Genomic DNA, 25578 nt, shown 5'->3' on the forward strand with positions numbered 1-25578 from the left:
GATCCAGGGCTGGTGTGCGGTGGGTGAAGGTCTCTTCTGGAGGGCTTCCAGGCAGGCGCGGCTACTCCTCCTGGGAAGCCGGGGCCTCGGCGGTGAAGCGCAGCAGGTCCAGGAGCTGCTCGGGGCTGAGCGCGGCGGCCCCCTGGGCCTCCGACAGCAGGCTCGCGGCCAGCTCTCGCTTCTCGGCGTGCAGCGCGATGATGGCCTCCTCCACGGTGCCCTCGGCCACCAGCCGCGACACCGTGACGGGCCGCGTCTGACCGATGCGGTGCGCCCGATCCGTGGCCTGGTCCTCCACGGCCGGGTTCCACCACGGGTCCAGGTGGATGACGTGGTCGGCCGCGGTGAGGTTCAGGCCCGTGCCGCCCGCCTTGAGCGAGATGAGGAATACCTCTCCCTCGCCACGCTGGAACGCCTCCACCCGCGCCTGGCGCTCATCGGGAGGCGTCTTCCCGTCGAGGTACTGCAGCGTCACGCCCCGCGCCTCCAGCGCCTGGCGCGCCAGACCCAGCAGTTGGACGAACTGACTGAAGATGAGCGCCCGGCTCCCCTCGGCGCGCAACTCCTCCACCAGCTCCAGCAGGCGCTCCAGCTTCGAGGAGGGCAGCCCCGAGTCCGGAGCTCCCAGCTGGGGGTGGCAGGCCAGCTGCCGCAGCCGGGTGAGGGCCGCCAACAGCTCGAAGCGCTGGCCCTCGCTCACCCCCGCACCCACGCGCGCCAGCACTGCGAGCCGCACGCTCTCGTACAACCGGCGCTCGCCTTCCGAGAGGGTGATGGGGACGATCGTCTCGATGCGCGGGGGCAGCTCTCGCGCCACCTCGGCCTTGGTGCGCCGCAGGAGGAAGGGGCGAAGCACCCGCGAGAGCGCGGCGCGGGCGGCGGGGTCCTTCTGGCGCTCGATGGGCGTGGCGAAGCGTGTGCGGAAAGCCTCGCGACTGCCGAGCAGCCCCGGGAAGACGATGCGGAAGAGGCTCCACAGCTCCGAGAGACGGTTCTCCACCGGCGTGCCAGTGAGGGCCACCCGCGCCTCGGCCTGAACCTCGCGCAGCGCGCGCGCCCGCACCGTGTCCGGGTTCTTCGCGGCCTGGGCCTCGTCCACCACGAGGGTGGCGAAGCTAACGGCGGAGAAGCGCTCGATGTCGCGCACCAGCAGCCCGTAGCTGACGAGCAGCACGTCCCCCGCCTTCAGCCGGGCGAGCAGCTGCTCCCGATCGGCCTCGCGATAGGACTTCACCCGCAGCTCGGGGGCGAAGCGCGCCGCCTCGCGCGCCCAGTTGGAGCACACGGAGGTGGGAGCCACCACCAGCGCCGGGCCCTTCTTCGCGCGCTGCAGCAACAGGGCCAGCGTCTGCAGCGTCTTGCCCAGCCCCATGTCATCAGCCAGGCACCCGCCTCCTCCCCATTCGGCGAGCCGCGCCATCCACTGGAAGCCCTCGCGCTGGTAGTCGCGCAGCTCCGCCTTCAGCCCCTCGGGTAGGGGAAACTCGCGCGCCTGGGCTTTGCGGATCCGCGTGGCGAGCCGGCGCCAGTCGGGTGGGGCATGCACCTCCACGCCCGCCTCGCTCAACGCGTCCAACACGGGCGCCGCCGCGGTACACACCTCCAGCCCTTCTCGCGTCGGGTGCGCCAGGTCCGCCAGGGGCGTGAGCCGCTCGCGCAGCGCCTCGGTGAGCCGCAGCCAACGGCCATGCCCCAACGGCACGTAGCGGCGACGGCGGCGCAGGGCCTCCAACACCACCGCCAGGTCCACCTTCTCCCCGTCCACCTCCACGCCGCCTTCCACGCCAAACCAGTCCCGCTGGCGTCGCACCTCCACCCGTAGTCCGCGCGCATCCACGGCGCTGGAGACCTTCCAGGGCTGCTCCTCCCACTCCACTCGCAGGAGCGGCCCTCGCAGCGGCTCCAGGCGCTCCAACATGTCCAGCGCCGCCTCCGCGGCCTCCAGCGTGAAGTGCGACAGCGAGTCGCTCGCCGGCACGCCGAGGCGCTCCCGCAACGTCTGGGCCTCGGCGCGCTCGGCCTCCACGTCACGCCGCACCACCACCCGCTCGCCGGCGCGCGTTCCCCGTACCTCCGCGCTTCCCTCGCCCACGGGCAGCGGCGGAGCCTCTGGCAGGGGACGGACGAGGAGCGTCCCTTCCAGCCCCTCCTCCCCTACTGCCCGAAGGCGCAGCAGCAAGCCCGGCTCGGCGGGCAGGGCGCGCGCCTCCAGCGACTCGGGAAGGGACACGGGGTAGGCGGTCTCCAGGCTCGCCAGCGTGCCCAGCAGTGCCGGGCGCACGTTGCCCGGCAACCGGCTCCCGTACTCCTGCAGCGTGGTGAGCACGGGGCGCGCCCCGGGAAGAATGGAGACCAAGGTCAGGCGCGGCAGCTCCGGCTCGAACAGGAGCCAGGGAAGGGGCGCCTCGCTCCCTCCCGACGGAGGCAGCAGCTCCCCGGGCCGGAAGGGCACGCCCTCGATGGCCGGGTGGACCGTGAGCCCCTGCTCGCTCTCGCCGAACGCGAAGCCCAGCGGAGCCTCGCGCACTTGCAGCGGGACATCCGGCCGAGACGCCCCGAAGAGCCGCGGGCTGTGCATGAGCAGGCGCAATGCTCGTAGCAACAGCGCATACCCATCGCTGGAGAGGGGCAGTCGGGAGATGAGTTCACACAGCTCGAGGGCTTCCAACTCGCGGGGCTCCGAGAGCGCGGCGCGGGCCTCCTCGCGGTCCCTCCAGCTCACCGGGCTTCCCTTGCTGGAGAGCCCTCCCCGCTTCAGCACCCGGTGGAGGTAGGGGCGCAACCGGGGCTGTCGGCCCTCGAGCCCCTCCAGTCGAAAAGTGAGGCGACAGGCGCTCGCGGGCCGCTCCTGCGCATGGGCCTGCGTGGCGGCCTTGTCAAAGGCAGCGAGGATCTCCCGGCTGGGGACCACGAAGAGCAGCTCGGCGAGCCGTGCGTTGCGAGGTGCCTCCCGCGGGTCCGCCAGCATGTCGAGCAGCGCATCGAGCGCGGCCAGGGCATGCACACAGCGCGCGGGCCCTTTCGGGGTACACCAGCAGGAGAGCCCCTCCTGCTCATCGAGCAGCGCGAACGCGTCCACCACCACGCGCACCTTCAGCGAGCCGCCCCAGCCATCCCCCGCAGCGAAGGCGTCTGAGCTGCCGGGCTCTTCGACGAAGAGGCGCACCGGCCGCTCGTGGAGGGTGATGACCGGTCTGCCGGGCAGGAGCCGCGGCACGGCATGCTCCCGCACGCGGAGGCGGGCACGCTCCAGGGCTTCCTTCCAAAGCCCCAGGCGCGCGTCCGCGGGAGGTGAGCGAGGCGCGGAGACCCGCTCCTGCTCGAGCTCGAGTCCCCGGCGCACCCGTTCGGCCTCCGCGCCCAGCCACGCCCACGCGGCCTCCTCCAACTGGGTCTGCGTCGCGGCACCGCGGGCCTGGCGGCGCAGGTTCAACGTTCCATCCAGCGGCGCCGTGACGGGCAGGTGCGCCAGCGCGTAGAGCCCCATGAGCCCGGGGACTCCCTCGGACAGGAACGGTCCGACCACGGACAGGGGCATGCGCCGAGCATGGGTCAGGTGGTGCGCCTCCAACCACGCCTGGAGCGCCTGCGGCGTCCGGGGCCGCTCGGTGGGCGGTGGGGGAATGGAGCGGTCCGAGACAGCCCCGCCGCTTTCGAGGAACGCGAGCCCGAGCGCGACGGCGTGCTTGCAGATGCCGCGCTCGTGGAAGGTCGGACACTGGCAATCGCAGGAGAAGCCCTCCGCGTCGGCCGAGATGACGACGGTGTAGGGACGGCCATGGCGGTTGAGCACCTGGCCCTGCAGCGTATCGGGCAACGCATCGAAGGAGGTGACGCGGTGTTGCTCCAGGCACGCCTGCCCCACCTTGAACATCTGAGGCCCGGCTGCTTCTCGCAGCGCCTCGCGGGTGAGCCATCGTCGCAATGGGACCAGGGCCTCCACGGAGGCCCCCTGGGAAGAAGATCGGATCTGTCGGGACGTCATGATTCGGGACACCCCTCGCAGCACGGCAGCTCATGGGTGGAAGAACTCCCCGAGCACGAGACGGTGGTAGTTCGTGCTGTCGAGGCGGGAGGCAAAGGTCTTCGCCGAGTGGCGCAACCGGTCGGCCACGGCCTCGAACTCCGCGCGGCTCACCTCGCGCAAGGAGAGGTAGAGCCGCGCGGCGGCCTGGAGGTAGGAGAAGAGCGGGTTGGGATCGACGCTGTCGGGCCGCCGGGTCAGGAGCCGATAGAGCCGCTCGAACTCCTTGTCACGCTCGGGGCGGCCCGTCGCATCGCAGTACTCGGCGGCGGTGGCCTCCAATAGGAGGAAGAAGGGCTCGTACTCCGGCGGCGGTGCCACCGAGAGGTCCGGCGGGAGCGCCGAGCCCTTCCAGAGCTGGGAGATGGACTGGAGCGGGACCCACACCACCTGCTCCTCCTCGTCCCGCACCGGCACGGGAAGCTCGCCTTCCAGCGGCACCACCTTGCGTTGCTCTCCGAGCACGGTGGGCACTCGGAGCAGTTCCGGATGCCTGGGATCCATGCCTGCTTTCTCCAGCGCTGCGATGACGTTCGGGTCCATGACCTGCCCCAATAGGTCGGGTCTCTGCCATCCAACCTAATACCTCGGGTCGCCCTCGGCTAGCACTTGTATGCAGACCAGGCAGGCGGGGGCCCTGGACACATGCATCGGAGGGGCTTCCAGCGAGGGCGCGCTACCTGGGCTTCGAACCCCTGGCGCTGCTCACGTCGGACGCCGAACTCCTGTCCGGGGCGGTCACGCGCTCACCCAGCGTGTAGAAGCGGAAGCCCCCTCCCCCCTTCCAGCCTACTGACTCCGAGATACCGCCCTGCTCACCGGCCACCACTTTCTCCAGACGCGGGAGACAGTGCGTCCGCGCGTGCTCGCCCAGTTCGACGCCAATCCAACGGCGGCCCATCTTGTGCGCCACCGCGGCTGTCGTCCCCGAGCCGAGAAAGGAGTCGAGGACCAGATCTCCCGGCTCGGTGGCGATGTGGAGGATTCGCTCGATCAACCGTTCAGGCTTCGGCGTGATGAAGATCTCCTCATCCCGACCGAAGAGCGCTTTGATCTCCGCCTTCGCCTCGGCGTTGTGCCCCGCCTCCTCGTGGCTCCAGATCGTCCCCGGCACCACGCCCGCCTTCACCTCGGTGAGGAAGGTCTTCTTGCGCGGCGCATTCTTCCCATCCGCCCCCCACCAGATCCGCTTCTCCGCGTCGAGCGCCCGGAAGTTCTCCTCGGACACGGTCCAGTATCTGCCCGGCGGCGGTGAGAAACTCTTCCCCGTGGGCCCCACCACCGAATAGCTCCCCTTGCTGTAGAAATTGCGCGCATGCACCGCGCTATCGATCCAGGGCCCCCGCGGATCAGCGTCCGGGTTCTTGAAGGCTCGGTTCTGCTTCTCTCCGCGAGGCAGCAGGTTGGCGGCCCATGAAGCCTGGGAGCGCGCGTAGACCAGGACGAAGTCGTGCATCTCCGAGAAGTTCTTCGCCGTGTTCTTGAGCGTGTACACCTTCTCCCAGCAGATGGACGTCACGAAGTTCTCCCGCCCGAACACCTCGTCCATCAGCACCTTGGCGTAGTGCGCCTCGTTGTCATCCAGCGTCACCCAGAGGCTCCCGTCCTCGCGGAGCAACTCCCTCAAGAGCACCAAGCGCGGGTACATCATCGACAGCCACTGCGCATGCTCGAGCTTGTCATCGTAGAGTTCGAAGCCGGACTGCGTGTTGTACGGCGGGTCGATGCAGATGCACCGCACCTGGCCCCGGTGGGACGGCACCAGCGCCTTCAGCGCGGCGAGGTTGTCGCCCTGGATGAGGAGGTTCTCTGCCCCCCCTTCACCGTGAGCGGACTGGAACTCGAGCAGGTGGTGTGGCACCCGCGAGGCGGCCTCCACGGCTTGCGCCTTGTTCACCCAGTCCAGGAAGGGCATGTGTCCTCGGCGGGCAAAAGAGAAAGGGCGCTGGACCGGAGTCCAACGCCCTGAATTCTCTCAACTTTTGTGCCCAGGGGCGGAATCGAACCACCGACACGGGGATTTTCAGTCCGCCCAAGCGCCTGGCTGCCCTCCATTCCTCCTCTGGAGAGGGGGTTGGAACGGTCGAAAAGGGGCGATGTGGTTGCCCGTAATTTGCCCACGGCCGTAGGTGCTCCTTACGGCTTCTGGACGAGGAGCCAGTTGCAGAGCCTCCGCAGCAACTCCTCCTTCGCCGACTCGAAGTCCACCTTTGCTTCCTCTCGCTTATTGTACGAGGGATCGAGCAGGTTCTTCTTCGCTTGGGTCTCAAGGTACTTCTGCGCAGCATCACGAAGTTCAGCAGGAATATCGGCCATGTGGACCTCCGTCGTGGAACTTGAGTGCCATGAGGGCACTGGTCAGAACTTCAACTTGCGGATCTCTGCCCCGGGCGACTCCGAGTGGCTGAACGTGGACGCCTTCGAAGCCCTGCGGGTTTTGGAGCGCTGCGGCCCGGCGGTGGGAAGGCCCTCATTGATGACGCGCTCGACTTCCTCCCGGGGGATCCGCACGCGCCCATCGATCTCGACGGTCTTGATCTGGCCGGTGGCGATGAACTTCTCCAAGGTCGTCGCTCTGTCCACCCCCAAGAGATGGGCAGCCGCCTTCTTCGACAGCAACTCGGCGCCTGCCTTGCGCTGCCGCCGAGTTGGGACCGTAGCCACGGTGAGGGTCGGAATGACCAGGGAACTCGCTCCTTCTCTGAGCCGCGCCAGTAGGAGCCTGTTCACCTCCACCGCGCGCTCGTCGGCATCCATGACCTCACGGCATCGGACACAGGGCAGGTCCAGTTCCTCCTCCCTCGGGGGACGGTACGTCCAGTCGAAGTTCCGGCAGCACTTCCGGCACGCCCAAGCCTTGGGCTGGTCGTACCAATCATCCGGACATCCGGAACCGAAAGGGACTTCCAGCCCGGAGGGGGCAGAGGAGGAGGCGCCCAGGTAGGACGATGCTTGAGCCGCTCACCTGCCGCCTTCGACTCGGCGCTCGGGGCATCCGTCATTGCTGGGGCACGGGGCGGTCTGGGGTCCTTCTCGTCCATAGGGTCCTTCTCCTCTAACAGGTGAGGACCCTCCACTTGAAGGATTCAGGAGCCGCTCACACGCCTGCCCGCGCTGATGGCAGACGAGGTCTACCTCCAAGCCACACCACGGACCTTGGCACACCGATCCACGTGGAGTTACCCTGAGGCCGTGCTCTGATGGAAACACCTCCTTCCGCCTTCTCCGAGCAACGCCGGTGCGACCAACCGTTGGTCAATGGGTGCGGACGCGGCGGGGGGTGGGATGAAACCCGAGCTGGTGCGCTCCACGATGGGGCAATGGGCGCGGGCCACCTGAAGTCAGGAGCACACTGATGCGGTGAACCCTCCGCGTGAACAAGGCCGGGCAGCTCTCGCTCGTGAAGGTTGAAGGAGAGCAAGGACAACGTCGCCTCCACGTCACGGAGGGTGCGTCCCTGGTTCCCCCTTGTGGGGGATGCGCAAGACTCTTCGGCCGTTGCCGAATCCTGGTCGGCAGGGGGACCTTGCTGGTCGTAGGCGTGGGGCGGTCCTGAGAAAACCGCCAAGGTTCAAGTGGACAAGGTCACCGTAGGTGGAGCGGGTTTGGGTCCAGACCAGTTTCGCGCCCTGAAGAGATCCTCATCGTGAGCCGATGGGTTCGCGATGCGAAGCTCCTTCTATAAGACGGGGCTCGCTGCGCGTGTATCCAAGTGACGGGACTCCGGCCGCTTCGCGGCCTTCTTCCACGTCACCCGCACGACGCGAGCCCCGTACCCGCTCAGGTGCCCCGCATGAGACCTCCGAGAAAGAAGCCCCTCGTCTTCGAGGGCATCAAGCTGGACGAGAGGATGGCCCTCGCCATCATCTCCGAGGGCTGCTACTTCGATCTGTGGCCTGAGCACGATGAGGACTACCCGTGGGTCTTCACCGTGAAGGATCACCGTCCCGTCTACCCGCTCCATGTCTACGTGTGGCTCAGGAACCATGGCCCTCTGCTTCCAGGCCACGTCATCCACCACCGGGATCACAACAAGCTCAACGCCCAACTCTCGAACCTGGAGGCGATCCACCGCAGTGACCACGCCAAGCGCCACCGCGAGGAGCGGCAGAAGTTCTCGCCTCGAAAGCGCGAGGACTACGGGGGCCTCTACCGGCCCCATGCCCCTGAGCCGGTACGCGAGCTGACGCTCTCCGAGATGATGCGGTTGCTGCGCCGAGGGAAGTTGTCGCGCCCACCGTCTCCGTCGTCTCGCCCGCCTGTTGAAGAGGAAGAATTCCGTGAGGCCGAGAAGAAGCTCAAAGCCGCCCTGCACGATCTCATGGAAGAGGTCGATCACCTCGACAGTGGGCAGCCCATCCCCCGAGTCACCACACGGCGCAGGGGCAACGACATCAAACTGGGGCTAGGCAAGAAAGCCGAGCGTCGGGGCTGCACACCAGCCGAGGCCGCCCTGGTACGTGCGCTGGTGAAGCACGAGCGGGCCGAGAGCCCTGACGAGGCCGTCGCCGCCGAGTTGGATCTACCTCTCGGCGTAGTGAAGAAGATGAAGATGCGGCCTTCTGTGGATTTGGCCATCACTCGTTGGCGCTGCTATCAGCGTCTCCCTCCACCCGGTTTCCGAAAGAAGAAGGAGGATTGAATGCCGCCAGTCAACCTCGATTACCTCTACGAAATCCTTCGCGACATTGCCTCGAAGCAGGACATCTGGAGCTACTCGGATCTCTCGGCGGAATACAACAAACGGTTCCGTGTCTATCACCCACCCCACGGGTCATGGGATGTACCCCTTCTCCAGATCAATACGAGAACGCACGCGGCTCGACTGCCCGCGCTCTCAGCGGTGATCACCTATGAGCCGAGCGCAGCCTCGAATTACGGCCCCCCGGGAAAGGGATTCTGGGGCACCCCCGGTGTGCCGCCAAGGCCCGCCCGGGCTGATGACCGTGAAGACGAATGGCTCAAGATCCTCAACCAAGTGCATGCGGCTACCTGGCCGCCCCAGTTACCTTGATCCTTCCCACAGAGTGCGGGGAGCCGGAGAATCTCCTCATGGATCCCTCCGTGCATGCCGCTCTCAATAACGCCACTGAAGCCCTTGACGCAGCCAGGAAGAGGGGAGGCCCGAGAATCACCGAGGGCAAGAGCCGCAGCGCGATGAATGCCCTGCGTCACGGGCTGAGTGCCCGTCACCTGCTGTTGCCCGGTGAAGATGCCGTCGGATACGAGGCACTCATGGATTCGTGGTTCGTCACGCTCACGCCCACGACGATGCCTGAGGCCGCGATCGTCGCGCAACTCGGGGACCAGAGCTGGAAGTTGGAGCGCCTATCCAGGCTGGAGAACAACCGCCTGTGTGCTCGCCTGGAAGAGGAGCTGGAGAAGACCGAGAACTTCCAGCTCGTAGTCCACACGCGGCGTGCCCTGGAGGCGATATCCAGCCTTGCAGAGACCGTGGACGCGATCCGCGTGCCCTGGACAGAGCCGGAGATGACGGAAGCATTCCTGCGCGGCGTGGAGGGCACCCTGGCCATGCTGCGCGAGGTACCAGAGCTGCCTGAGGCCATCATCCAGTCCCTGGCCACTGCGCTCGATCAGGTTCGGGACACTCGCAAGGACGGTCGCTTGGACCGGATCGCCTACGAGCACCTGGGGAACATGGCCAAGCTGGTCCGAGGATCGCTCACCGAGAAGCTGGCCCGCGAGGAGGCCGCCTTGGAGCCTGTACGTGAACGGCTGGCTGCCGAGGTGCTGCTGCTGGAAGACGGGGACCTCAAGAAGCTGGAGCGTCATCGCCGACTGCTGGAGACCTCCATGCAGCGGCAACTGGACTTGCTCTCTCAGGTACGCGCCCGGGTCGTCACCGCCAGCCCCGAGATTCAGGCCGAGGCCAAGGAGCTGCGAGTGAAGCTCCGACTGGTGAAGTAGCTCCCCCCACGGATCCTCCCGGGTTCGTTCTGGCAGCCCTTTCGGGCCAGCTCACGGTCCTCGCCCATTGCTAGGGCTATCGGATCTGGACGCTGCCCCCACCCACAGAGGTACAGGGGTTTCCTCGCCGCAGGTCCCTTTTTCAGGGGCCTGGCCCCCTTCATGGATCCCGGATGTTGGGGGTGGACTCGAAATTTTGGGGCCCACTTGGAGGGGAGACATCTTCGGCCCTGGACGACCTACGGACATGCCATCCTGATGACTTTACCCTGTGTTCGCCCTCTCGCTCCTCGCGCACGAGGGGTCACGGCCTCCGGGGACTTCTTCCTCTCGGGGCCCACCTGCGGAGCTCCACGACCACTTCCGCAACAGACCTTGTGCTCCGGACTGCACGCCCGAGGTTCCGCCATGAGAGATAATAAACAGGACGCGGAGCCCAGATCCGCTGATCGCGTCCTGCCTCCCTCCATGCCCAGTGAACGTTCCCGGTGGGGGATGGCTCAGCTCTTCGGCTCCGTGGTAGGCGGCTGATCGTCACCTTCCCCGGGTTGATCGGGTGAAGCCTCTGGCGGCGGGTCAGCCCTCCTGGTCGTGCCCTGCACGGGGAACGGCGAAGCTTTCCTCCGCGTCGAGGGCTCCTCTTCCTCTCCTGGCTCGCTCCACGAACGGAGCACCAGGTCGTGCTCCTCATCCTCGGCCTGGATGGGGGACACGTCGTTGTGCAGAGCCCACAACAGCAGCGGATCCTCCTCCCCACTCAGCACGCGTTCGACTTGATGGAGCCGCAGTTCCACCAGGACCAGGATGGCCGAAATGGTGAGCGGGGCTTGAAGCTCGCGCTTCCGATCCTCCAGGCCGCCTGTCGCCAACTCATCCGCGAGGAAGCGAGCCCCCTCGACGGCGTTCCTGATCTCCGCCATCTCCGCACTCAAGCTGATGGCCTTGTGCATCGTGCAGCTCCTCCTGGGGTGAGTGGTGGCCGCACCTCGACAATGCGGCCTTCTCCAATGGAGAGAGGAGCCCCGCCTCATCCGCAACGAGACTCGTCCCCGGGCACTACGGCCCGTGCCTCACCCGCTCCCGAAGATGCTCGGCCAGCGCGAAGACGACGGCCGCCACCATCTTTCGGAGGAGTGTCGAGGCCAACAGCTTCCTCACGGCGCTCAGCATGGCGCTCACCCCCTTCCCGCCCGACTGATCACGCCTCGCCCGCACCATCGCAGGTGCGGGGACGAAGCCCCCTCCGCAGTCCTTATGCCGCCAGCAGACGGAGAATTTCCACAGGGTCCGTAGTGAGGCAGATGCGAACGAGGTAAGCGGTGAATCGCGTACGGAAGATGCTGTCCGGCACTACACTTGAGGCGAAGTGGGCGGGACAGTTGCTTACCTGTAGTCAAGTGCCCTTTTGGCTGCTCCCTCTGGATCAATCGTCGTTAGGAGGGGAACTGAAGCTTGTAGGGTAAGCAGGAGAGTACGTACGTTGACGGCACCGCCCGACGCGTTGACATCCGTAACGCATCTGATTACCTTACGTACGCAGTTTGCGGTTGGGAGGGCTGCCTTCTTTCGCGGTCCATAATCCCGGCCGCCTTTTTTTTTGCCGTGATCCTCCTCTACATCGACGAAAGCGGGAGTCTCGACAACCCAGCTGACCACTTCGCGGTCGGCGGAATGGCCGTTCACGAGTCGGACGTCGAAGCCATGCGCCTGGAGGTCGAGCGGATCGTCCAGAAGCACCTCGATCCCCATCTGCAGAAGGTCGAGCTCCACGCTCAACCGATGCGCTCAGGAAAGGGAGAGTGGCGCAGCATCCCCAAGGAGGTGCGGACAAAGCTGCTTGAGTCCTTGTCGCAGCTACTGGGCACCTTTAAACCGCCTTCGGGTCACCGGTACGGCCTTTTCTCCGTCATCAAGGCGCCCGCGGCTGTTGCCCACGCGGACCCGCTGGAACGGACCTTCGAGGAGCTTCTCCTCAGGTTCCACGAGATGCTCGTGCGCCCCAAGGGCCCCGAGGAATTCGGAATCGTCGTGGCGGACAAGGCCAAGTACGAGTCGATCCTTCAGCCTGTCGTAAGGCGGTGGCGCGAAAGTGGCACCCGCTTTGCGCCCCTCACCAAGTTGGTCGAGGTGCCCCTGTTCGTCGACAGTCGCGCCACGAGGTTGATCCAGCTCGCCGACTTCGTAGCCCATGCCGTTTACCGGAAGTACCAGGCAGCTGACGGTACGTACCTGGAGCCTATGCTCCCTCGATTTGACGCTACTGGGGGCAAGATGCACGGTCTCGTACATCTCACGAAGGATCACCTGACCTGCACGTGCCTGCCTTGCCAGAGCAGGACTACGCAGAGGAAGGCCAAGGCCCCGAAGGCCAAGGCCCCGAAGACCAAGATTCCGAAGGTAGTCGGCGTAAAGTGACGTACGCAAAGAGGCAGTCCCGTGAAGGGCTCGCCTAGAGCGATGCCCGCTTGGGAACGACTCCTCAGCGTAGGGTGGGGATCTTCGCTGGGACGGCGTGCGTCGCGTAGAAGCGCCTCGTTGTGCTCGGGCTCTTGTGGTTGAGGAAGGCTGCAACCGAAGCTGGATCGGCTCCCTTCTCGATTGCCCAGGTAGCAACCGAATGGCGGAACCTCCCGGGGGTGAACGACGGGATGCCCGCAGCCTTACAGGCCGAGATGACCGCCATACCGTACTTCTCGCGGCCGAAGGTGCCCCGCTCCAGTAGCCGCTTCCCGGCCTCGAGGACTTCGGCGGACACGGCGGTGCGCAGCGGCTCGCCGCTCTTCGTCTGAGGACACACCAGCACGCCCGAGACTCCCTCGGCATCGCCCCGGTACGGCTCCACGCTCCCCTCCTTGGCGAAGCGGATCAGCTCGGTGACGTGCCATCCGGTCCCGGCCTGCACGTCCATCCCATCGCGCCAGTGGGGCGCGAGATGCTCGCGGGCCAAGAGGTAGTGCTCCCGGGGGATCACCTTCACGCGCTTCCACTGCTCGGGCCTCGCCTGGGGCACCACCAGCGTCTGGAACGTCGGATCCTCGTTCACGGTGAGCAGGTGCTTCTCCTTCCGCAGCCAGGAGTAGACGCTCTTGAGGACCGCAATCCGGTGGGGACCGTTCCCGGCGCCCTTCAGCGCTGGCTTGATGTGATCCACGAGGCTGACCTTCCGCAGGTCGAGCCCCTTGAGCTGGTCCGCCCACCACGCGAGGTACCGCTGCTGCTTCTCCAGCCACTCGCGGGAGTTCTTCTTCACATCCCGGTTCCAGATCAGGAACTCTTCGGCCAGGGGCGCGTCGAGGTAGATGGGCGCTTCATGCGGAGCCCCAGCCGGGTTGTACCCCTCGGGATCGGCCTCGAACCGCTTGAGCTGCTCCATCGCGGCCCGCGCGTTCCCGGCCCGGGTGCTGACCTTGTAGCTCTTCCCGTTGATCATCCGCCGGATGACGTAGACCTTCCGGCCCTTCGCATCCGTGCGGACGAAGCCGCCTTCCCACGTCTCCACGTAGTCCTGGCTCTTGCCCTTGGACTCGCCCATCAGCTCGCGACCTCCCTCATGGGGAAACGTGCGGGAGGTTGCCCGTATTTTGCCCGTGGCGCACTGCGGGCAAAAAAGAAGGGCGTCAGACCGAAGTCCAACGCCCTGAAATCTCTACAGTTTTCTGTGCCCAGGGGCGGAATCGAACCACCGACACGGGGATTTTCAGTCCCCTGCTCTACCGACTGAGCTACCTGGGCGTTGCCGCTGCGAGACAGCGCCGATTTACGGGGACTCCCCCCTCCCGTCAAGCGCGTTCTGAGCCCCACCTGCTCACGCCCGCCCACCAGCCGACCTTCCCTCCAGGCCATTTACGCCTCCATCCCGTGACCGATGGCGCTCCTACTGGGTCATCCAATTGTACGGAAAATCCTTTGTTTTTTTGTGAATCGAAGAGGCTACCTGCCCTTACCTGAGGTCCGCGTGAGCTGGCTCAACTACCACCATCTCCTCTATTTCTGGACCGTTGCCCGCGCGGGCACCATCGCCAAGGCCGGCGAAGAGCTCCACCTCGCCCAGCCCACCATCAGCAGTCAGATCAAGCTCCTCGAGGAGTCGCTCGGCCACAAGCTCTTCGAGCGTCAGGGCCGCAAGCTCGTCCTCACCGACGTCGGCCGCACCGTCATGCGCTACGCCGATGAGATCTTCCGCCTCGGCAATGAGCTCAAGAACGTCGTCGGCGGCCTCCCCCCCGGCCAGCAGCTCCGACTCCAGGTCGGCATCGCCGACGTCGTCCCCAAAATCGTCGCCGAACGCCTGCTCCAACCCGCCCTCGATGTCGGTCCCCTGCGCCTGGTGTGTCGCGAGGGCCCCCTGCCCCAGCTCCTGGCCTCGCTCGCCCTCCATGAGCTCGACGTCGTCCTCGCCGATGCCCCCGGCTCCGAGCCCGTCAGCGTGCGCGCCTTCAACCACCTGCTCGGCAAGTGTGGCGTGTCCTTCTTCGCCTCCTCCTCCTTCCAGCACCTCAAGAAGGACTTCCCCCGCTCCCTGGATGGAGCCCCCATGCTCCTTCCTTCCGAGTCCAGCTCCGTCCGGCACGCGCTCGACCTCTGGTTCGAGGCCCAGGAGATCCGCCCCAACGTCGTCGGGGACTTCGACGACAGCGCCCTCATCAAGGCCTTCGGCCAGCGCGGGCTCGGCGTCTTCGCCATGCCCTCCGTCATCGAGGACGAGGTCGTCCGCCAGTTCGAGGTCTCCCTCCTCGGTCGCACCGAGGAGATCGAATCCTGCTTCTACGCCATCACCGTCGAGCGCCGCCTGCGCCACCCCGCCGTCGTCGCCATCGCCGAGGCTGCTCGCTCCAGCCTCTTCACACGCTGAGTCCGGCGCACCTCAGGACCGGAAGACCTCGGCGCCCGCCACCACCGTGGCCACCACCCGCGCGTCCACCAGCTCCGCCGCCGGGCCCTCCACCGGATCCACCGACAGCGCCACGAAGTCCGCGTCCATGCCCGGCGCCAGCCGGCCGCGCCGGTCCTCTTTAAAGGAAGCCCACGCCGGCCCCACCGTGAAGCCCTCCAGCGCCTCCTCGGCCGTGAGCCGCTCGTGGGGCATCCAGCCTCCCTCGGGCCGGCCCGCCGCGTCCTGCCGCGTGCGCGCCGCGTACAGCCCCGCCAGCACGTCCGGGTTCTCGATGGGGAAGTCGCTGCCCAGCGCCAGCTGTGCTCCCGCCTCCTTCAGGCTGCGCCACGCATAGGCGCCCTCCAGTCGCTCCCGGCCCAGCCGCGCCTCCGCCCAGCCCATGTCGCTCGTCGCGTGCGTGGGCTGCACGCTCGCTACCAGCCCCGCCGCCCCCAGCCGGCGGATGTCCTCCTTCCGGAGGATCTGCGCGTGCTCCACCCGGTGGCGCAGGTGGCGCGTCCCCGTCTCCTCCGCGCACTGGAGCAGTACGTCCAGCACCAGCGTGTTCGCCCGATCCCCGATGGCGTGGATGCACACCTGGAACCCTCTCCGCATGAAGGCCCGCGCCCGCGCCTCCAGCTCCTCGGGCGACAGCAGCAACAGCCCGTACTGCCCGGCCTCGTCGCTGTAGGGCTCGTGCAGCGCCGCCCCACGGGAGCCCAAGGCCCCGTCCGCCAGCAGCTTCACCGACTTCATCCCCAGCATCCGCCCCTCGTAGGGGCCCTGCTCCAGGTACGCGTGCCGCTCCTCGCCCTGGCCCGCCGCCATCGCGTACACGCGCAGCGGCAGGTGCCCTGCCTCCTCCCACTCCCGCAACTTCCGGAAGGCCGCCAGTTCCATTCCCGCGTCGTGGACCCCCGTCAGCCCCACCTGGGCACAGCGCTCCAGCGCCGCCCGCAGCCGCGCCTCGAGCTGTGCCTGTGTGGGCTCGGGCACCGCCGCCGTCACCAGGTCCATCGCGTTGTCGATGAGCACGCCCGTGGCTTCCCCCGCCGCGTCCCGGACGATGCGCCCGCCCGCCGGGTCTGGCGTGTCCCGGCCAATCCCCGCGCGCCGCAGCGCCTCGCCGTTCACCCAATACGCGTGGTGGTCCACCCGCATGAGGCACACCGGCGTGGTGGGGAAACGCGCGTCCAGCTCCTTCCGGCCGGGGAACGCCCGCGTCGGCCACGCGTTCTGGTCCCACCCCTTGCCCAGGAGCCAGTCGCCCTGGAAGCTGGTGCGCGGCGCTTCCGCCAGCCGATGCACCGCCTCCTCCAGCGAGGCAGCGCCCTCCAGCCGCGCCGTCGTCAGCGTACGCCCCAGCCCGCTGATATGGGCGTGGGCGTCCACCAACCCCGGCACCACGGTGGCGGCGCCCAGGTCCACCTCGCGAACCCCGGGGCCGGCCACCGCGCGTACCTCCTCGCGGGAGCCCACCGCCAGCACCGTGTCGCCTCGCACCGCCAGGGCCTGGGCCACCGGCCGTGCCGCATCCAAGGTCCGGATGCGCTTCGCTACATAGAGGGTCGTCTTCACCCTCGGGAGATTCCTACCCTCCCGTCCCCGCGTCCATCGGCGCGGTGAGCGGCCCCGCGGGCCCCGGCGGCTCGGCGGGCACCGTCTGCACGGGCTCCGTGCCCACGCTGTCGATGGGCATCTGGTTCTCCGTCCCCTCCGGCTGCGTCGTCCGACAAGCAAAGGCGACGGCGGCCAGCACGGCTGCTGCAAGTACAACGCGGCGCATAGCTCCTCCCACTGGGTTCCCGTCGACCCTAGGGAGCGCCCCCCAGCATGGCAACGCGCCAGGGGAGCTTCCGTTCTCCATTGGATGAGCGCCCGCCCCACCAGGCCTCCGCCCCTCGGGCTCCCCTCCCGGCTTGCGCTCCACCCCAGGTGAAGCCGCGCCGCTCCATGGACACCTTCTTCCTGGCCGCCTCCTTGGAGGGACCCATGCTGGACCTCGTCGATATTGGCAAGCGCTCGCTCTCCGCCTACCGCGGTATCGCTCCCGATGAGCAGCTCGATGAGATCCTCCATCTCGCCGAGCGCCTGCGCGGCGCGCGCTGCCTCCACCTCAATGCCACCCCCTACGGCGGCGGCGTCTCGGAGATCCTCCGCTCGGGCGTCCCCCTGCTCAACGACCTGGGGCTGGTGGCCGAGTGGCAGATCATCCGCGGCGACGATGCCTTCTTTCAAATCACCAAGCGCCTCCACAATGCCCTCCAGGGCGCGCCGGGCGGGTTCTCCGAGTCGGACAAGGCCACCTACCTCGCCCACTCCCAGCTCAACGCCTCCCACCTCTCGGACGACTACGACTTCATCACCGTGCATGACCCGCAGCCCGCCGCCCTGCCCATGCTCCGGGGCCGCCGGGGCGCACGGTGGCTCTGGCGCTGCCACATCGACACCTCGCACCCCAACCCCGAGGCCTGGGAGTTCATCCGCCCCTTCCTGCCCGCCTATGACGCCGCCATCTTCACCATGGCGGAGTTCATCCCGCCCCACTTCCCCCTGAGCCGGGTCAGCATCCATCCGCCGGCCATCGATCCGCTCAGCCCCAAGAACCTCCCGCTCCCCGAGGACCTCGCGCGCCACGTCCTGGAGTGGACCGGCGTGCGCCTGAGCCGCCCCCTCGTCACCCAGATCAGCCGCTTCGACCCCTGGAAGGACCCGCTCGGCGTCATCGCCGCCTACCGCCGCGTGCGGGCGCATGTCCCGGAATTGCAACTGGCCCTGGTGGGCTCGCTCGCGCTGGATGACCCCGAGGGCTGGGACATCTACCGGGAGATCCGCGACGCCACCGCCGGTGACAACCTCATCCACATCTTCACCAACCTCGTGGGCGTGGGGAACATCGAGGTCAACGCCTTCCAGTCCCTGTCCAACGTCGTCATCCAGAAGTCCATCCGTGAGGGCTTTGGCCTCGTCGTCTCCGAGGCGCTGTGGAAGGGCACCCCCGTCGTCGCCGGGCGCGCGGGCGGCATTCCCCTGCAGATGCCCGAGGGCACTGGCGGCCTCCTCGTGGACGGCGTGGAGGAGTGCGCCAAGGCAGTGCTGCACCTGCTGCAGCGTCCAGATGAAGCCCACCACCTCGGAGAGCGGGGCCGGGAACACGTGCGCCAGCACTTCCTCGTGACCCGCATGCTGCGCGACCACCTGCGGTTGCTGGACGCGCTGGCCCACGAGAAGCCCCTCGAGCCCCGAAGCCTGGCCCTGACCTCCCAGCCGAGCGCCGCCCCATGAGCGCCCGGGCCACAGGGCTTCGGCTCCCTGGGCGCGGCCCTCCCTCCCTGGCCCTCTGTCGAAGGGTCTTCGTGCTCCTGCTGACCCTGGTGCTGCTGGGCACCGGAGGGCTTGCCGCGGCTCCCCCCGCCTCTCCTGTCGTGTCCCGCTGCACGCTCGAAGGAGTAGTGGATGCCGGCTCTGGCGCCTACCTGGCCGAGTGCGTGCGCCGCGCGGAGGAGGCCGGACACGCCGCGCTCCTCGTCCGGCTGGACACGCCCGGGGGCTCGCTGGAGTCCACCCGCGCCATCGTCCGCGCCTTCCTCGCCTCGCGCGTGCCCGTACTGGTGTGGGTGGGTCCCTCGGGGGCTCGGGCCGGGAGCGCGGGCGTCTTCCTCACCCTCGCCTCCCACGTGGCCGCCATGGCCCCTGGCACCAACATCGGCGCGGCCCACCCTGTCGTCGGTCCCGGCGGGGAGGACCCCGAGCAGGCCGGCGGCAAGGAGATGGCCCGCAAGGTGGAGAACGACACCATCGCCTTCGCCGAGAGCATCGCCCGTCAGCGCGGCCGCAACGCCGAATGGGCCGCCACCGCCGTGCGCGAGAGCGCCAGCGTACCCGCCGACCGCGCCGTGGAGCTGCGCGTCGTAGAGCATGTGGCCGCCACCGAAGAGGCGTTCCTCGCCTGGGCCGACGGTCGGAGCGTCGAGACCGTGGATGGCCCCGAGAAGCTCACCACCCGTGACGCCCAGGTGGTGGAGCTGGCGCCGAGCACCTCCCAGCGGGTGCTCCACGCGCTCGCCCACCCCGCCGTCGTCTACCTGCTCTTCCTGCTGGCCACCCTGGGCCTCGTGGTGGAGCTGACGCACCCGGGCCTCTTCGCCCCCGGCCTCGTGGGACTGGTGGCCCTCGTCCTCGCGCTGCTGGCCTCCTCCGCGCTGCCCGTGCGCGCGGGCGCCATCGTCCTGCTCTTCCTCGGCGCCGCGCTGCTCATCGCCGAGCTGTTCGTCACCAGCGGCCTGCTCGGCGCCGCAGGAGCCCTGCTGCTCGTCCTGGGCGGCGTGCTGCTCGTGGACCGGTTCGATCCGGACTGGTTCATCGACCCCTCCGCCCGCGTCGAGGTGCCGCTGCGGCTCGTGCTCCCCACCTCCCTGGTGGTCGCCGGCTTCGCCGTGTTCATCGCCTTCCGCGGCGCCCAGGCGCGCACCCTGCCCCAGCGCGCCGGAGACGTGGGGCTCCTGGGCGAGCAGGGCACCGCGCTCGGCCCCCTCACCACCGAAGGCGGCGAGGTGTTCGTCCATGGCGAGCGCTGGAAGGCCGTCTCCCCCCAGCCCATCCCCCGAGGCGCCTCCGTGGTGGTGCGCCGCGTGGAGGGTCTGACCCTGTACGTCGACGAGGTGAAGCCATGAGTGACTTGCTGGGAGCCTTCGGCCTGCTCATCCCCCTGGGCCTGCTCTTCATCCTCTTCATCTCGGGGGTGCGCATCGTCAACGAGTACCAGGCCGGCGTCGTCTTCCGGCTCGGCCGCTACGTGGGCCTCAAGCGCGCCGGCTTCCGCTGGCTCATCCCCTTCGTCGAGCGCATGGTCATCATCGATATGCGCACCGTCGCCCGGGACGTGCCCGCGCAGGACGTCATCACCCGGGACAACGTCAGCGTGAAGGTGAGCGCCGTCGTCTACTTCCGCGTCATCCAAGCCGACAAGGCCGTGCTCCAGGTGGAGGACTACCTCTACGCCACCAGCCAGCTGGCGCAGACCACCCTGCGCGCCATCCTCGGTCAGGTGGAGCTCGACGAGCTGCTCTCCCAGCGCGACCGCGTCAACCGCGACATCCAGAAGGTGCTCGACGCCCACACCGACCCCTGGGGCATCAAGGTCTCCAACGTGGAGGTGAAGAACGTCGACCTGCCGACGGAGATGCAGCGCGCCATCGCCCGCCAGGCCGAGGCCGAGCGCGAGCGCCGCGCCAAGGTCATCGCCGCCGAGGGCGAGCACCAGGCCGCCGAGAAGCTCGCCCAGGCCGCCGACGTGCTCAGCCGCAACCCCTCCACCCTCCAGCTGCGCTACCTGCAGACCCTGGTGGAGATGACCAGCAGCGGCAACCAGACCATCATCCCCATTCCCCTGGAGCTCTTGCGGTCGCTCGGCGTGGGACGGTGAGCGACTCGGGGATCAGGCCCCCTCACCCCAGCCCGCCGCCGGGAGGAGCCGGGCGCACCTCGAAGAGCTCCCGCTTCTCCAGCGCGATGGCCCGCCGGCCCCAGCGCAGCGAGGCCATCGCATAGACGGAGACGCAGCCGAGCAGCACCACCCCCAAGAGGAAAGTCAGCACCGGCGCCACCTCGGGGACCGAGAAGCGCCGCTGCACCAGGTACAGCAGCGACGTCAGCACGAACGACAGCATCGCCGCGTAGTCCAGCATCAGCGCCATCGCCAGCAGCCCATGCCGTCGGTCGAGGATGGCCACCTCCTCCCGCAGCATGCTCCGCCACGGGTGGCCCTCCGGCAGCGAGCGCCACTCGCGCATCATGTCCCGCATGCGCGCCGTCATCCGCGCCACCTGGTTGTCCAACCCCGTCGCCAGAATGCCGCACCCGGACACCATCACCGCCGGCGTCACCGCCGCGCCGATGACCCGGATGGAGGAGAGGTCCAGCCCAACCGTGCTCGAGTCCATGGCTCCTTCTCTCCCACCTCGACCTCCACCGCAAGCCAACCCGCCAGTGGCAAATTCCCACCAACTGTCTTCTTGACAGTTAAAGTGTCGAGTCTTATTGTCATGTTCGTGAGCCCGACCAAGACACAGACCGAGTGGAAGCTGGCGGAGCTCGCCGCCGCGGTGGGCGTGTCGCCGCGCACGGTGCGCTACTACGTCCAGCGGGGGCTGCTCTCCGCCCCACCCTTCAAAGGACCGGACACGGTGTATGGCGAGGAGCACCTGCTGCGCCTCAAGGCCATCCGTGTGCTTCAGGCCCGCTTCCTGCCGCTGGACGCCATCCAGGGGGAGCTGGAGCGCCTGAGCCCCGAGGAGCTGCGCAAGCTGGCGGAGGCCGCGCTGCCCCCCGCCTCCCTGCCCCCGCCTCCCGCGGCGCCGGAACCGATCAAGACCTCCCAGTTGTCCACGCCGGGCCCCATGCCGGCGAGCAGGCAGACGGCGGTGGCAGGCTATCGCCGGTGGGAGCTGGCGCCGGGGCTGGAGCTGCACCTGGCGGACTCGGCGGACGAAAAGACCCGCGCGCTCGCGGACCGCGTGCGCGCCCTCATCGAGCAGTCGGAAGAAAGGTAGAGCCAAATGAAGACCGAGCATGCAGGCCACGAGAAGTGCGGGCTGTTCACGCGCGAGGGCGCGCAGGTTCCCCTTCAGGGCGTGGAGGTGACGGGTGAGCTTCTCGGCGGGCACGCGCGGGTGCGCGTCCGCCAGCGCTACCTCAACGCCGAGCGCCGCCCGGTGGAGGCCGTCTACATCTTCCCGCTGCCCTCGGATGGGACGCTCACCGCCTTCTCCATGGAGTGCAACGGCCGCAAGGTGCAGGGCGTGGTGAAGGAGCGCGAGGAGGCCTTCCGCACGTACGACGACGCCATCACCGCCGGCCACGGCGCCGCGCTGCTGGACCAGGAGCGCCCCAACGTCTTCACCGCCCAGGTCGGCAACCTGCTGCCCGGCGAGGAGACGCTGGTGGAGGTGGAGTTCCTCCAGGCCATCCAGGTGGAGGAAGGCAGCGTGCGGTGGATGCTGCCCACGCTGGTGGCTCCCCGCTACATCCCCGGTGGCACGCAGGGGGACCGCACCGGCCACGGCGTCGCCGATCCCACCAACCGGGTGCCGGACGCCGACCGCATCACGCCTCCCATTGGCAACGTGGCCTACGGCCTGAAGATGGACCTGCTGGTGGACCTGGGCCGCGCGGTGGTGGTGGAGAGCCCCTCACACTCGCTCACCCAGGAGAAGGACGGGCACCGCGTGCGCGTGAAGTTCGCCAAGGGCGAGGTGGCCCTGGACCGCGACTTCGTGCTCACCGTGCGCAGCGAGGACCCGAGCGCCTCGCTCACCACGCTCGTCACCCACCGCCAGGGTGAGTACCCGGGCGCCTTCGCCCTCACCGTGGTGCCGGACCTGCTGGGGCTCGCCGGCGGGCCCAAGCGCCAGGAGGTGGTGTTCGTGGTGGACACCTCCGGCTCCATGGACGGAGAGAGCCTGCCCCAGGCCCAGGGCGCGCTGCGGCTGTGCCTGCGCCACCTGCGCGAGGGCGACCGCTTCAACATCATCGCCTTCGAGAACAGCTACCGGACCTTCTCTCCCGAGCCCGTCGTCTTCACCCAGAAGACGCTGGAGCAGGCGGACCGCTGGGTGGCCGCGCTCCGGGCCTCGGGCGGCACCGAGCTGCTCCAGCCCATGGTGGCCGCCGTGGGCGGCGTGCCGGACGGAGTGGTGGTGCTGCTCACCGACGGCCAGGTGGGCAATGAGGCCGAGATTCTTCGCGCGGTGCTCACCGCCCGGAAGTCGACGCGCGTGTACTCGTTCGGCATCGGCACCAACGTGAGCGACGCGCTGCTCAAGGACATGGCGCGGCAGACGGGCGGCGCGGTGGAGTTCATCCACCCCGGCGAGCGCATCGACGACACGGTGGTGGCGCAGTTCTCCCGCGCGCTCGCCCCGCGCGTCACCGACCTGGAGGTCCGCTTCGAGGGCGTGGAGGGCAGTGAGCTGGCGCCCGCGGAGCTGCCGCCGCTGGTGGACGCCGTACCCTGGACGGTGTTCGGCCGCTACACCACGCCCGGCAAGGGCAAGGTGACGCTCAAGGGCCGCTCGGGTCAGGAGCCCTTCTTGATTACCCTGCCGGTGGACTTCCCCGCCGCGTCCGACCGTCCCGCCGTGGAGAAGCTGTGGGCCGCCGAGCGCATCCGCTCGTGGGAGAGCGCCGAGCTCGATGGCCGCCGCGCCCAGCGCATGAAGGAGCGCATCGTCCAGCTCGCCGTGGCGAATCAAATCGTCACGAAGTACACCTCCTTCGTCGTGGTGGAGGAGCGCACCGGGGAGCGTCGCGCCTCGGGCCAGCCGGACACGCGCGTCGTCCCCGTCAACGCGCCCGCGGGCTGGGCCATGTTCGGCAACGCGAAGAAGGACGAGGCGGCGAAGATCGGCGGCCTGCCCCTCGCGCAGCCGTTCATGGACGTGGATGATGACGAGGCGGAGCGCGGCATCTCGGCGCCTCCTCGCAAGAAGCTGGCGAAGTCGGTCGCCAGGCCCGCGCCGGCTCCCGCTGGGGGTCGCGGGGCTCCGCTTCCGCCTCCCGCCGCGGCGCCCATGGCCTCCATGGCGCCCATCGCGGCGGCCCCCGAGCCCATGGCCCGGGAGTCCGCCCGCGCCCAGAGCGCGCCGGGTACCCCCGCGAAGGCCAAGGGGGGCTTGCTGAGCCGCGTCATCGATAGCTTCTCCCAGGGTCGTGCCGAGTCCTTGGACATGGAGGAAGCCGCCCCGGCGGAGGCCCCCATCGAACAGTTCGAGGAGGCGAAGGAGCAGGCTCGCGACGGCTTCGACGTGAACGCCCTGCTCTCGCGCCAGCTCGCCAGCGGCCTGTGGGATGGGACGGGCGCGGGCCCCGAGCCGGTGCGCCAGGCGCGCGCCACCGCGCTCGCGCTGCTGGAGCTGCTGCGCCAGGGCATCACCAGCAACCACGCGCTGCACGGCACCCAGGTGAAGAAGGCGGTGGATGCGCTGCTCGCGCTCGCCACCCAGCTCACCGGCGCGCCCGAGGTGGCGGAGCTGGCCCTGGGCGTGGCGTGGCTGGTGGCCGCTGGCCCGCGCACGCGCAGCCGCATCGTCCAGGCGGCCCAGCCCCTGGCGGGCCTCAGCGCCTGCATCGGCAACGAGGTGGCGCTGCGTCAGCACGTGGACTCGCTCGCCACGCGGTGAGCGTTCACCCCTGACGCGCTGGGCCTCGGGGCGGTAGGGTGGCCTTCCCTCCCGTCCCGAGGCTTCCATGCCCCCTGAGTCCACCGCTCTCGCCCCGCTCCTCCAGCACCGCGCGCTGCGCGTGCGGCAGACGAAGGAGTGGGCGGAGATCCTCACCGGCTTCGAGGGCCGCAACCGCTACCAGGTGGTGGGGGATAACGGGCAGCCGCTGTTCTTCGCGGGCGAGGTGGGCAGCGGCGTGGGCCTGTTCCTGGTGCGCAGCTTCTTCAAGGCCAAGCGCCCCTTCACCATGGAGCTGAAGACGCCCACGGGCGTCACCGCGCTGAGGCTCCGCCGGCCACTGCGCCTCCTCTTCTCCCATATGAAGGTGGAGGACGGCGAGGGCCGCCTGCTGGGCAGCATCCAGCAGCGCTTCGCCTTCTTCTCCCGCATCTATGAGGTCCGCGGCCCCTCCGGCGAGGTGCTCGGCCGGCTGCGGGGGCCGCTGTTCAGCCCGTGGACGTTCATCCTGGAGGAGAACGGCAAGGACGTGGGCCGCATCCAGAAGCGCTGGGGTGGCCTGGGCAAGGAGATGTTCTCGGAGGCCGACAACTTCGGCGTCGTCTTCGAGAAGGAGCAGGACGCGCGGCTGCGCACGCTGGCGGTGGCCGCCACCTTCCTCATCGACTTCGTCCACTTCGAGAACTACGGCGTCTGAGCGAAACCATGGAGGCGCTCGCGCACCGGGAAGTCCCCTCGCAGCACACGCCGGGCCGAGGCCTGCTCGCCCTGGAGCAGGGCCGACACGGCACCGTGGTTCGCGCCGCGCGCGCCAACAGCCCCCTCAAGCTCCTGCTGCCACGCAACCACGGCCGAGGGGCCTGGGCCTATATGGCCAGCTTCGGTGGCGGGCTCGTGGACGGAGACTCGGTCCACCTCGAGGTGGACGTGGGCGCGCGGGCCACGGGCCTGCTCTCCACCCAGTCCGCCACCAAGGTGTACCGCTCGCCTCGCGGCTGCCGACAGACGCTCCACGCCCGCGTGGGAGAAGAAGCGCTGCTCGTGCTGCTGCCCGACCCCGTGGCCTGCTTCGCGAACGCGCGCTACGACCAGGAGACCTCCGTCACGCTCGCCCCCGGCGCCTCGCTCGTGCTGCTCGACGCCTTCACCTGCGGGCGCGCCGCTCGCGGGGAGCGCTGGGCCTTCTCGCGCTACACCGCCCGCACCCTCATCGAGCGCCAGGGAGTTCCCCTCCTGCTCGACGCCGTTCGCCTCGACCCCGGCGAAGGAGACCTGCCGCACCGCATGGGCCGCTTCGAGGCCCTGGGCATGCTCGCGGTGTTCGGCCCGCAGACCGCCGCCCTCCGCGAGGCCCTGCTGGCTCCCCCCGCGCCCCTGCGGCGCCGGGCCTCCCTCGTTGAAGCCGCCAGCCCCCTGGGAGAGGACGGCGCCCTGCTGCGCGTGGCCGCTACCTCCGTGGAGGAGGCCACCCTCGCCCTGCGTGAGCGCCTGCGCTCCCTGCCCGCACTGTTGGGAGATGACCCCTTGGCACGGAAGTGGTGACACCGACGGCGCGGTGCGTCACCATGGATTCT

The 25578-nt window shown here is 68.7% G+C and carries 22 protein-coding genes and 1 tRNA gene; 12 read left to right on the forward strand and 11 right to left on the reverse strand.

The features are described 5' to 3' along the window. Nucleotides 1-61 precede the first annotated feature (61 nt). From SYV04_RS05245 to SYV04_RS05265, 5 genes are all read right to left on the reverse strand, one after another. A complete protein-coding gene (locus tag SYV04_RS05245; protein ID WP_321544504.1) occupies nucleotides 62-3925 on the reverse strand; it encodes a DEAD/DEAH box helicase in 3864 nt (1287 codons plus the stop codon). Between the two features lie 90 nt (nucleotides 3926-4015). Beyond that, nucleotides 4016-4528, reverse strand: a complete 513-nt coding sequence (locus SYV04_RS05250) for a hypothetical protein (RefSeq protein ID WP_321544505.1) — start codon at nucleotides 4526-4528, stop codon at nucleotides 4016-4018. Between the two features lie 172 nt (nucleotides 4529-4700). Next, nucleotides 4701-5939, reverse strand: coding sequence for a site-specific DNA-methyltransferase (locus tag SYV04_RS05255; RefSeq protein ID WP_321544506.1), 1239 nt, complete (start codon nucleotides 5937-5939; stop codon nucleotides 4701-4703). A 221-nt stretch (nucleotides 5940-6160) separates the two neighbouring features. After that, nucleotides 6161-6340, reverse strand: coding sequence for a hypothetical protein (locus tag SYV04_RS05260; RefSeq protein ID WP_321544507.1), 180 nt, complete (start codon nucleotides 6338-6340; stop codon nucleotides 6161-6163). A 42-nt stretch (nucleotides 6341-6382) separates the two neighbouring features. Next, nucleotides 6383-6781: a helix-turn-helix domain-containing protein gene (locus SYV04_RS05265; RefSeq protein ID WP_321544508.1), complete on the reverse strand. Its 399-nt coding sequence runs from the start codon at nucleotides 6779-6781 to the stop codon at nucleotides 6383-6385. A 1036-nt stretch (nucleotides 6782-7817) separates the two neighbouring features. Here SYV04_RS05265 and SYV04_RS05270 point away from each other — a divergent pair. The 3 genes from SYV04_RS05270 to SYV04_RS05280 all read left to right on the forward strand — a co-directional run bounded on the left by SYV04_RS05270 (nucleotide 7818) and on the right by SYV04_RS05280 (nucleotide 9952). Beyond that, the gene (locus SYV04_RS05270) at nucleotides 7818-8666 is read left to right on the forward strand and encodes an HNH endonuclease signature motif containing protein (RefSeq protein ID WP_321544509.1); all 849 of its coding nucleotides are present in this window, start codon (nucleotides 7818-7820) and stop codon (nucleotides 8664-8666) included. Further along, entirely contained in the window at nucleotides 8667-9038 is a 372-nt protein-coding gene (locus SYV04_RS05275; protein WP_321544510.1) for a hypothetical protein, read from the forward strand. It abuts the gene before it with no gap. 221 nt (nucleotides 9039-9259) lie between these two features. After that, the gene (locus SYV04_RS05280) at nucleotides 9260-9952 is read left to right on the forward strand and encodes a hypothetical protein (RefSeq protein ID WP_321544511.1); all 693 of its coding nucleotides are present in this window, start codon (nucleotides 9260-9262) and stop codon (nucleotides 9950-9952) included. A gap of 500 nt (nucleotides 9953-10452) precedes the next feature. On the opposite strand, the gene SYV04_RS05285 is transcribed toward SYV04_RS05280, so the two are convergent. Then, nucleotides 10453-10902, reverse strand: coding sequence for a hypothetical protein (locus SYV04_RS05285; protein ID WP_321544512.1), 450 nt, complete (start codon nucleotides 10900-10902; stop codon nucleotides 10453-10455). Nucleotides 10903-11554: 652 nt separating this feature from the next. Here SYV04_RS05285 and SYV04_RS05290 point away from each other — a divergent pair. After that, nucleotides 11555-12367 carry a DUF3800 domain-containing protein gene (locus SYV04_RS05290; RefSeq protein WP_321544513.1) on the forward strand — a complete coding sequence of 271 codons (813 nt, stop codon included), beginning with the start codon at nucleotides 11555-11557 and terminating at the stop codon, nucleotides 12365-12367. A 64-nt stretch (nucleotides 12368-12431) separates the two neighbouring features. Here SYV04_RS05290 and SYV04_RS05295 read toward each other — a convergent pair whose 3' ends face one another. Beyond that, a complete protein-coding gene (locus SYV04_RS05295; protein ID WP_321544514.1) occupies nucleotides 12432-13484 on the reverse strand; it encodes a tyrosine-type recombinase/integrase in 1053 nt (350 codons plus the stop codon). Between the two features lie 127 nt (nucleotides 13485-13611). Continuing rightward, nucleotides 13612-13684: transfer RNA gene (locus tag SYV04_RS05300), tRNA-Phe, on the reverse strand. 223 nt (nucleotides 13685-13907) lie between these two features. On the opposite strand from SYV04_RS05300, the gene nhaR reads away from it, so the two are divergent. Continuing rightward, nucleotides 13908-14804 carry a transcriptional activator NhaR gene (gene nhaR, locus SYV04_RS05305; protein WP_321544515.1) on the forward strand — a complete coding sequence of 299 codons (897 nt, stop codon included), beginning with the start codon at nucleotides 13908-13910 and terminating at the stop codon, nucleotides 14802-14804. 12 nt (nucleotides 14805-14816) lie between these two features. On the opposite strand, the gene SYV04_RS05310 is transcribed toward nhaR, so the two are convergent. Both SYV04_RS05310 and SYV04_RS05315 read right to left on the reverse strand, forming a co-directional pair. Continuing rightward, nucleotides 14817-16403 carry an amidohydrolase gene (locus SYV04_RS05310; protein WP_321544516.1) on the reverse strand — a complete coding sequence of 529 codons (1587 nt, stop codon included), beginning with the start codon at nucleotides 16401-16403 and terminating at the stop codon, nucleotides 14817-14819. A gap of 13 nt (nucleotides 16404-16416) precedes the next feature. Continuing rightward, the gene (locus tag SYV04_RS05315; protein WP_321544517.1) at nucleotides 16417-16611 is read right to left on the reverse strand and encodes a hypothetical protein; all 195 of its coding nucleotides are present in this window, start codon (nucleotides 16609-16611) and stop codon (nucleotides 16417-16419) included. 167 nt (nucleotides 16612-16778) lie between these two features. Between SYV04_RS05315 and SYV04_RS05320 the strand changes: the two genes are divergently transcribed. The 3 genes from SYV04_RS05320 (at nucleotide 16779) to SYV04_RS05330 (ending at nucleotide 20250) form a co-directional block, all read left to right on the forward strand. Beyond that, on the forward strand, nucleotides 16779-18110 hold the full coding sequence (locus tag SYV04_RS05320; protein WP_321544518.1) for a glycosyltransferase: 1332 nt from the start codon (nucleotides 16779-16781) through the stop codon (nucleotides 18108-18110). Nucleotides 18111-18181: 71 nt separating this feature from the next. Continuing rightward, nucleotides 18182-19498: an NfeD family protein gene (locus SYV04_RS05325; RefSeq protein ID WP_321544519.1), complete on the forward strand. Its 1317-nt coding sequence runs from the start codon at nucleotides 18182-18184 to the stop codon at nucleotides 19496-19498. Further along, nucleotides 19495-20250, forward strand: coding sequence for a slipin family protein (locus tag SYV04_RS05330; RefSeq protein ID WP_321544520.1), 756 nt, complete (start codon nucleotides 19495-19497; stop codon nucleotides 20248-20250). Before SYV04_RS05325 ends, SYV04_RS05330 begins: the two co-directional genes overlap by 4 nt. A gap of 22 nt (nucleotides 20251-20272) precedes the next feature. On the opposite strand, the gene SYV04_RS05335 is transcribed toward SYV04_RS05330, so the two are convergent. Then, entirely contained in the window at nucleotides 20273-20767 is a 495-nt protein-coding gene (locus SYV04_RS05335) for a DUF2721 domain-containing protein (protein ID WP_321544521.1), read from the reverse strand. A 108-nt stretch (nucleotides 20768-20875) separates the two neighbouring features. Between SYV04_RS05335 and SYV04_RS05340 the strand changes: the two genes are divergently transcribed. The 4 genes from SYV04_RS05340 (at nucleotide 20876) to SYV04_RS05355 (ending at nucleotide 25546) form a co-directional block, all read left to right on the forward strand. Continuing rightward, the gene (locus SYV04_RS05340) at nucleotides 20876-21376 is read left to right on the forward strand and encodes a helix-turn-helix domain-containing protein (protein WP_321545224.1); all 501 of its coding nucleotides are present in this window, start codon (nucleotides 20876-20878) and stop codon (nucleotides 21374-21376) included. A gap of 6 nt (nucleotides 21377-21382) precedes the next feature. Further along, nucleotides 21383-24004, forward strand: coding sequence for a VIT domain-containing protein (locus SYV04_RS05345; protein WP_321544522.1), 2622 nt, complete (start codon nucleotides 21383-21385; stop codon nucleotides 24002-24004). A 67-nt stretch (nucleotides 24005-24071) separates the two neighbouring features. Then, the gene (locus SYV04_RS05350; protein WP_321544523.1) at nucleotides 24072-24701 is read left to right on the forward strand and encodes a phospholipid scramblase-related protein; all 630 of its coding nucleotides are present in this window, start codon (nucleotides 24072-24074) and stop codon (nucleotides 24699-24701) included. 8 nt (nucleotides 24702-24709) lie between these two features. Then, nucleotides 24710-25546: an urease accessory protein UreD gene (locus SYV04_RS05355; RefSeq protein WP_321544524.1), complete on the forward strand. Its 837-nt coding sequence runs from the start codon at nucleotides 24710-24712 to the stop codon at nucleotides 25544-25546. Nucleotides 25547-25578 lie beyond the last annotated feature (32 nt).

Origin of the sequence: Hyalangium ruber, from assembly GCF_034259325.1 — a bacterium.
Lineage (GTDB): Bacteria > Myxococcota > Myxococcia > Myxococcales > Myxococcaceae > Hyalangium_A > Hyalangium_A rubrum.

Bases quoted from the DNA above. Each gene is read 5' to 3' on its own strand.
- SYV04_RS05250 (WP_321544505.1), bottom strand. From the start codon at position 4,528: ATGGATCCCAGGCATCCGGAACTGCTCCGAGTGCCCACCGTGCTCGGA.
- SYV04_RS05255 (WP_321544506.1), bottom strand. From the start codon at position 5,939: ATGCCCTTCCTGGACTGGGTGAACAAGGCGCAAGCCGTGGAGGCCGCC.
- SYV04_RS05260 (WP_321544507.1), bottom strand. From the start codon at position 6,340: ATGGCCGATATTCCTGCTGAACTTCGTGATGCTGCGCAGAAGTACCTT.
- SYV04_RS05265 (WP_321544508.1), bottom strand. From the start codon at position 6,781: ATGGATGCCGACGAGCGCGCGGTGGAGGTGAACAGGCTCCTACTGGCG.
- SYV04_RS05270 (WP_321544509.1), top strand. From the start codon at position 7,818: ATGAGACCTCCGAGAAAGAAGCCCCTCGTCTTCGAGGGCATCAAGCTG.
- SYV04_RS05275 (WP_321544510.1), top strand. From the start codon at position 8,667: ATGCCGCCAGTCAACCTCGATTACCTCTACGAAATCCTTCGCGACATT.
- SYV04_RS05280 (WP_321544511.1), top strand. From the start codon at position 9,260: ATGGATTCGTGGTTCGTCACGCTCACGCCCACGACGATGCCTGAGGCC.
- SYV04_RS05285 (WP_321544512.1), bottom strand. From the start codon at position 10,902: ATGCACAAGGCCATCAGCTTGAGTGCGGAGATGGCGGAGATCAGGAAC.
- SYV04_RS05295 (WP_321544514.1), bottom strand. From the start codon at position 13,484: ATGGGCGAGTCCAAGGGCAAGAGCCAGGACTACGTGGAGACGTGGGAA.
- SYV04_RS05315 (WP_321544517.1), bottom strand. From the start codon at position 16,611: ATGCGCCGCGTTGTACTTGCAGCAGCCGTGCTGGCCGCCGTCGCCTTT.
- SYV04_RS05320 (WP_321544518.1), top strand. From the start codon at position 16,779: ATGGACACCTTCTTCCTGGCCGCCTCCTTGGAGGGACCCATGCTGGAC.
- SYV04_RS05330 (WP_321544520.1), top strand. From the start codon at position 19,495: ATGAGTGACTTGCTGGGAGCCTTCGGCCTGCTCATCCCCCTGGGCCTG.
- SYV04_RS05335 (WP_321544521.1), bottom strand. From the start codon at position 20,767: ATGGACTCGAGCACGGTTGGGCTGGACCTCTCCTCCATCCGGGTCATC.
- SYV04_RS05345 (WP_321544522.1), top strand. From the start codon at position 21,383: ATGAAGACCGAGCATGCAGGCCACGAGAAGTGCGGGCTGTTCACGCGC.
- SYV04_RS05350 (WP_321544523.1), top strand. From the start codon at position 24,072: ATGCCCCCTGAGTCCACCGCTCTCGCCCCGCTCCTCCAGCACCGCGCG.
- SYV04_RS05355 (WP_321544524.1), top strand. From the start codon at position 24,710: ATGGAGGCGCTCGCGCACCGGGAAGTCCCCTCGCAGCACACGCCGGGC.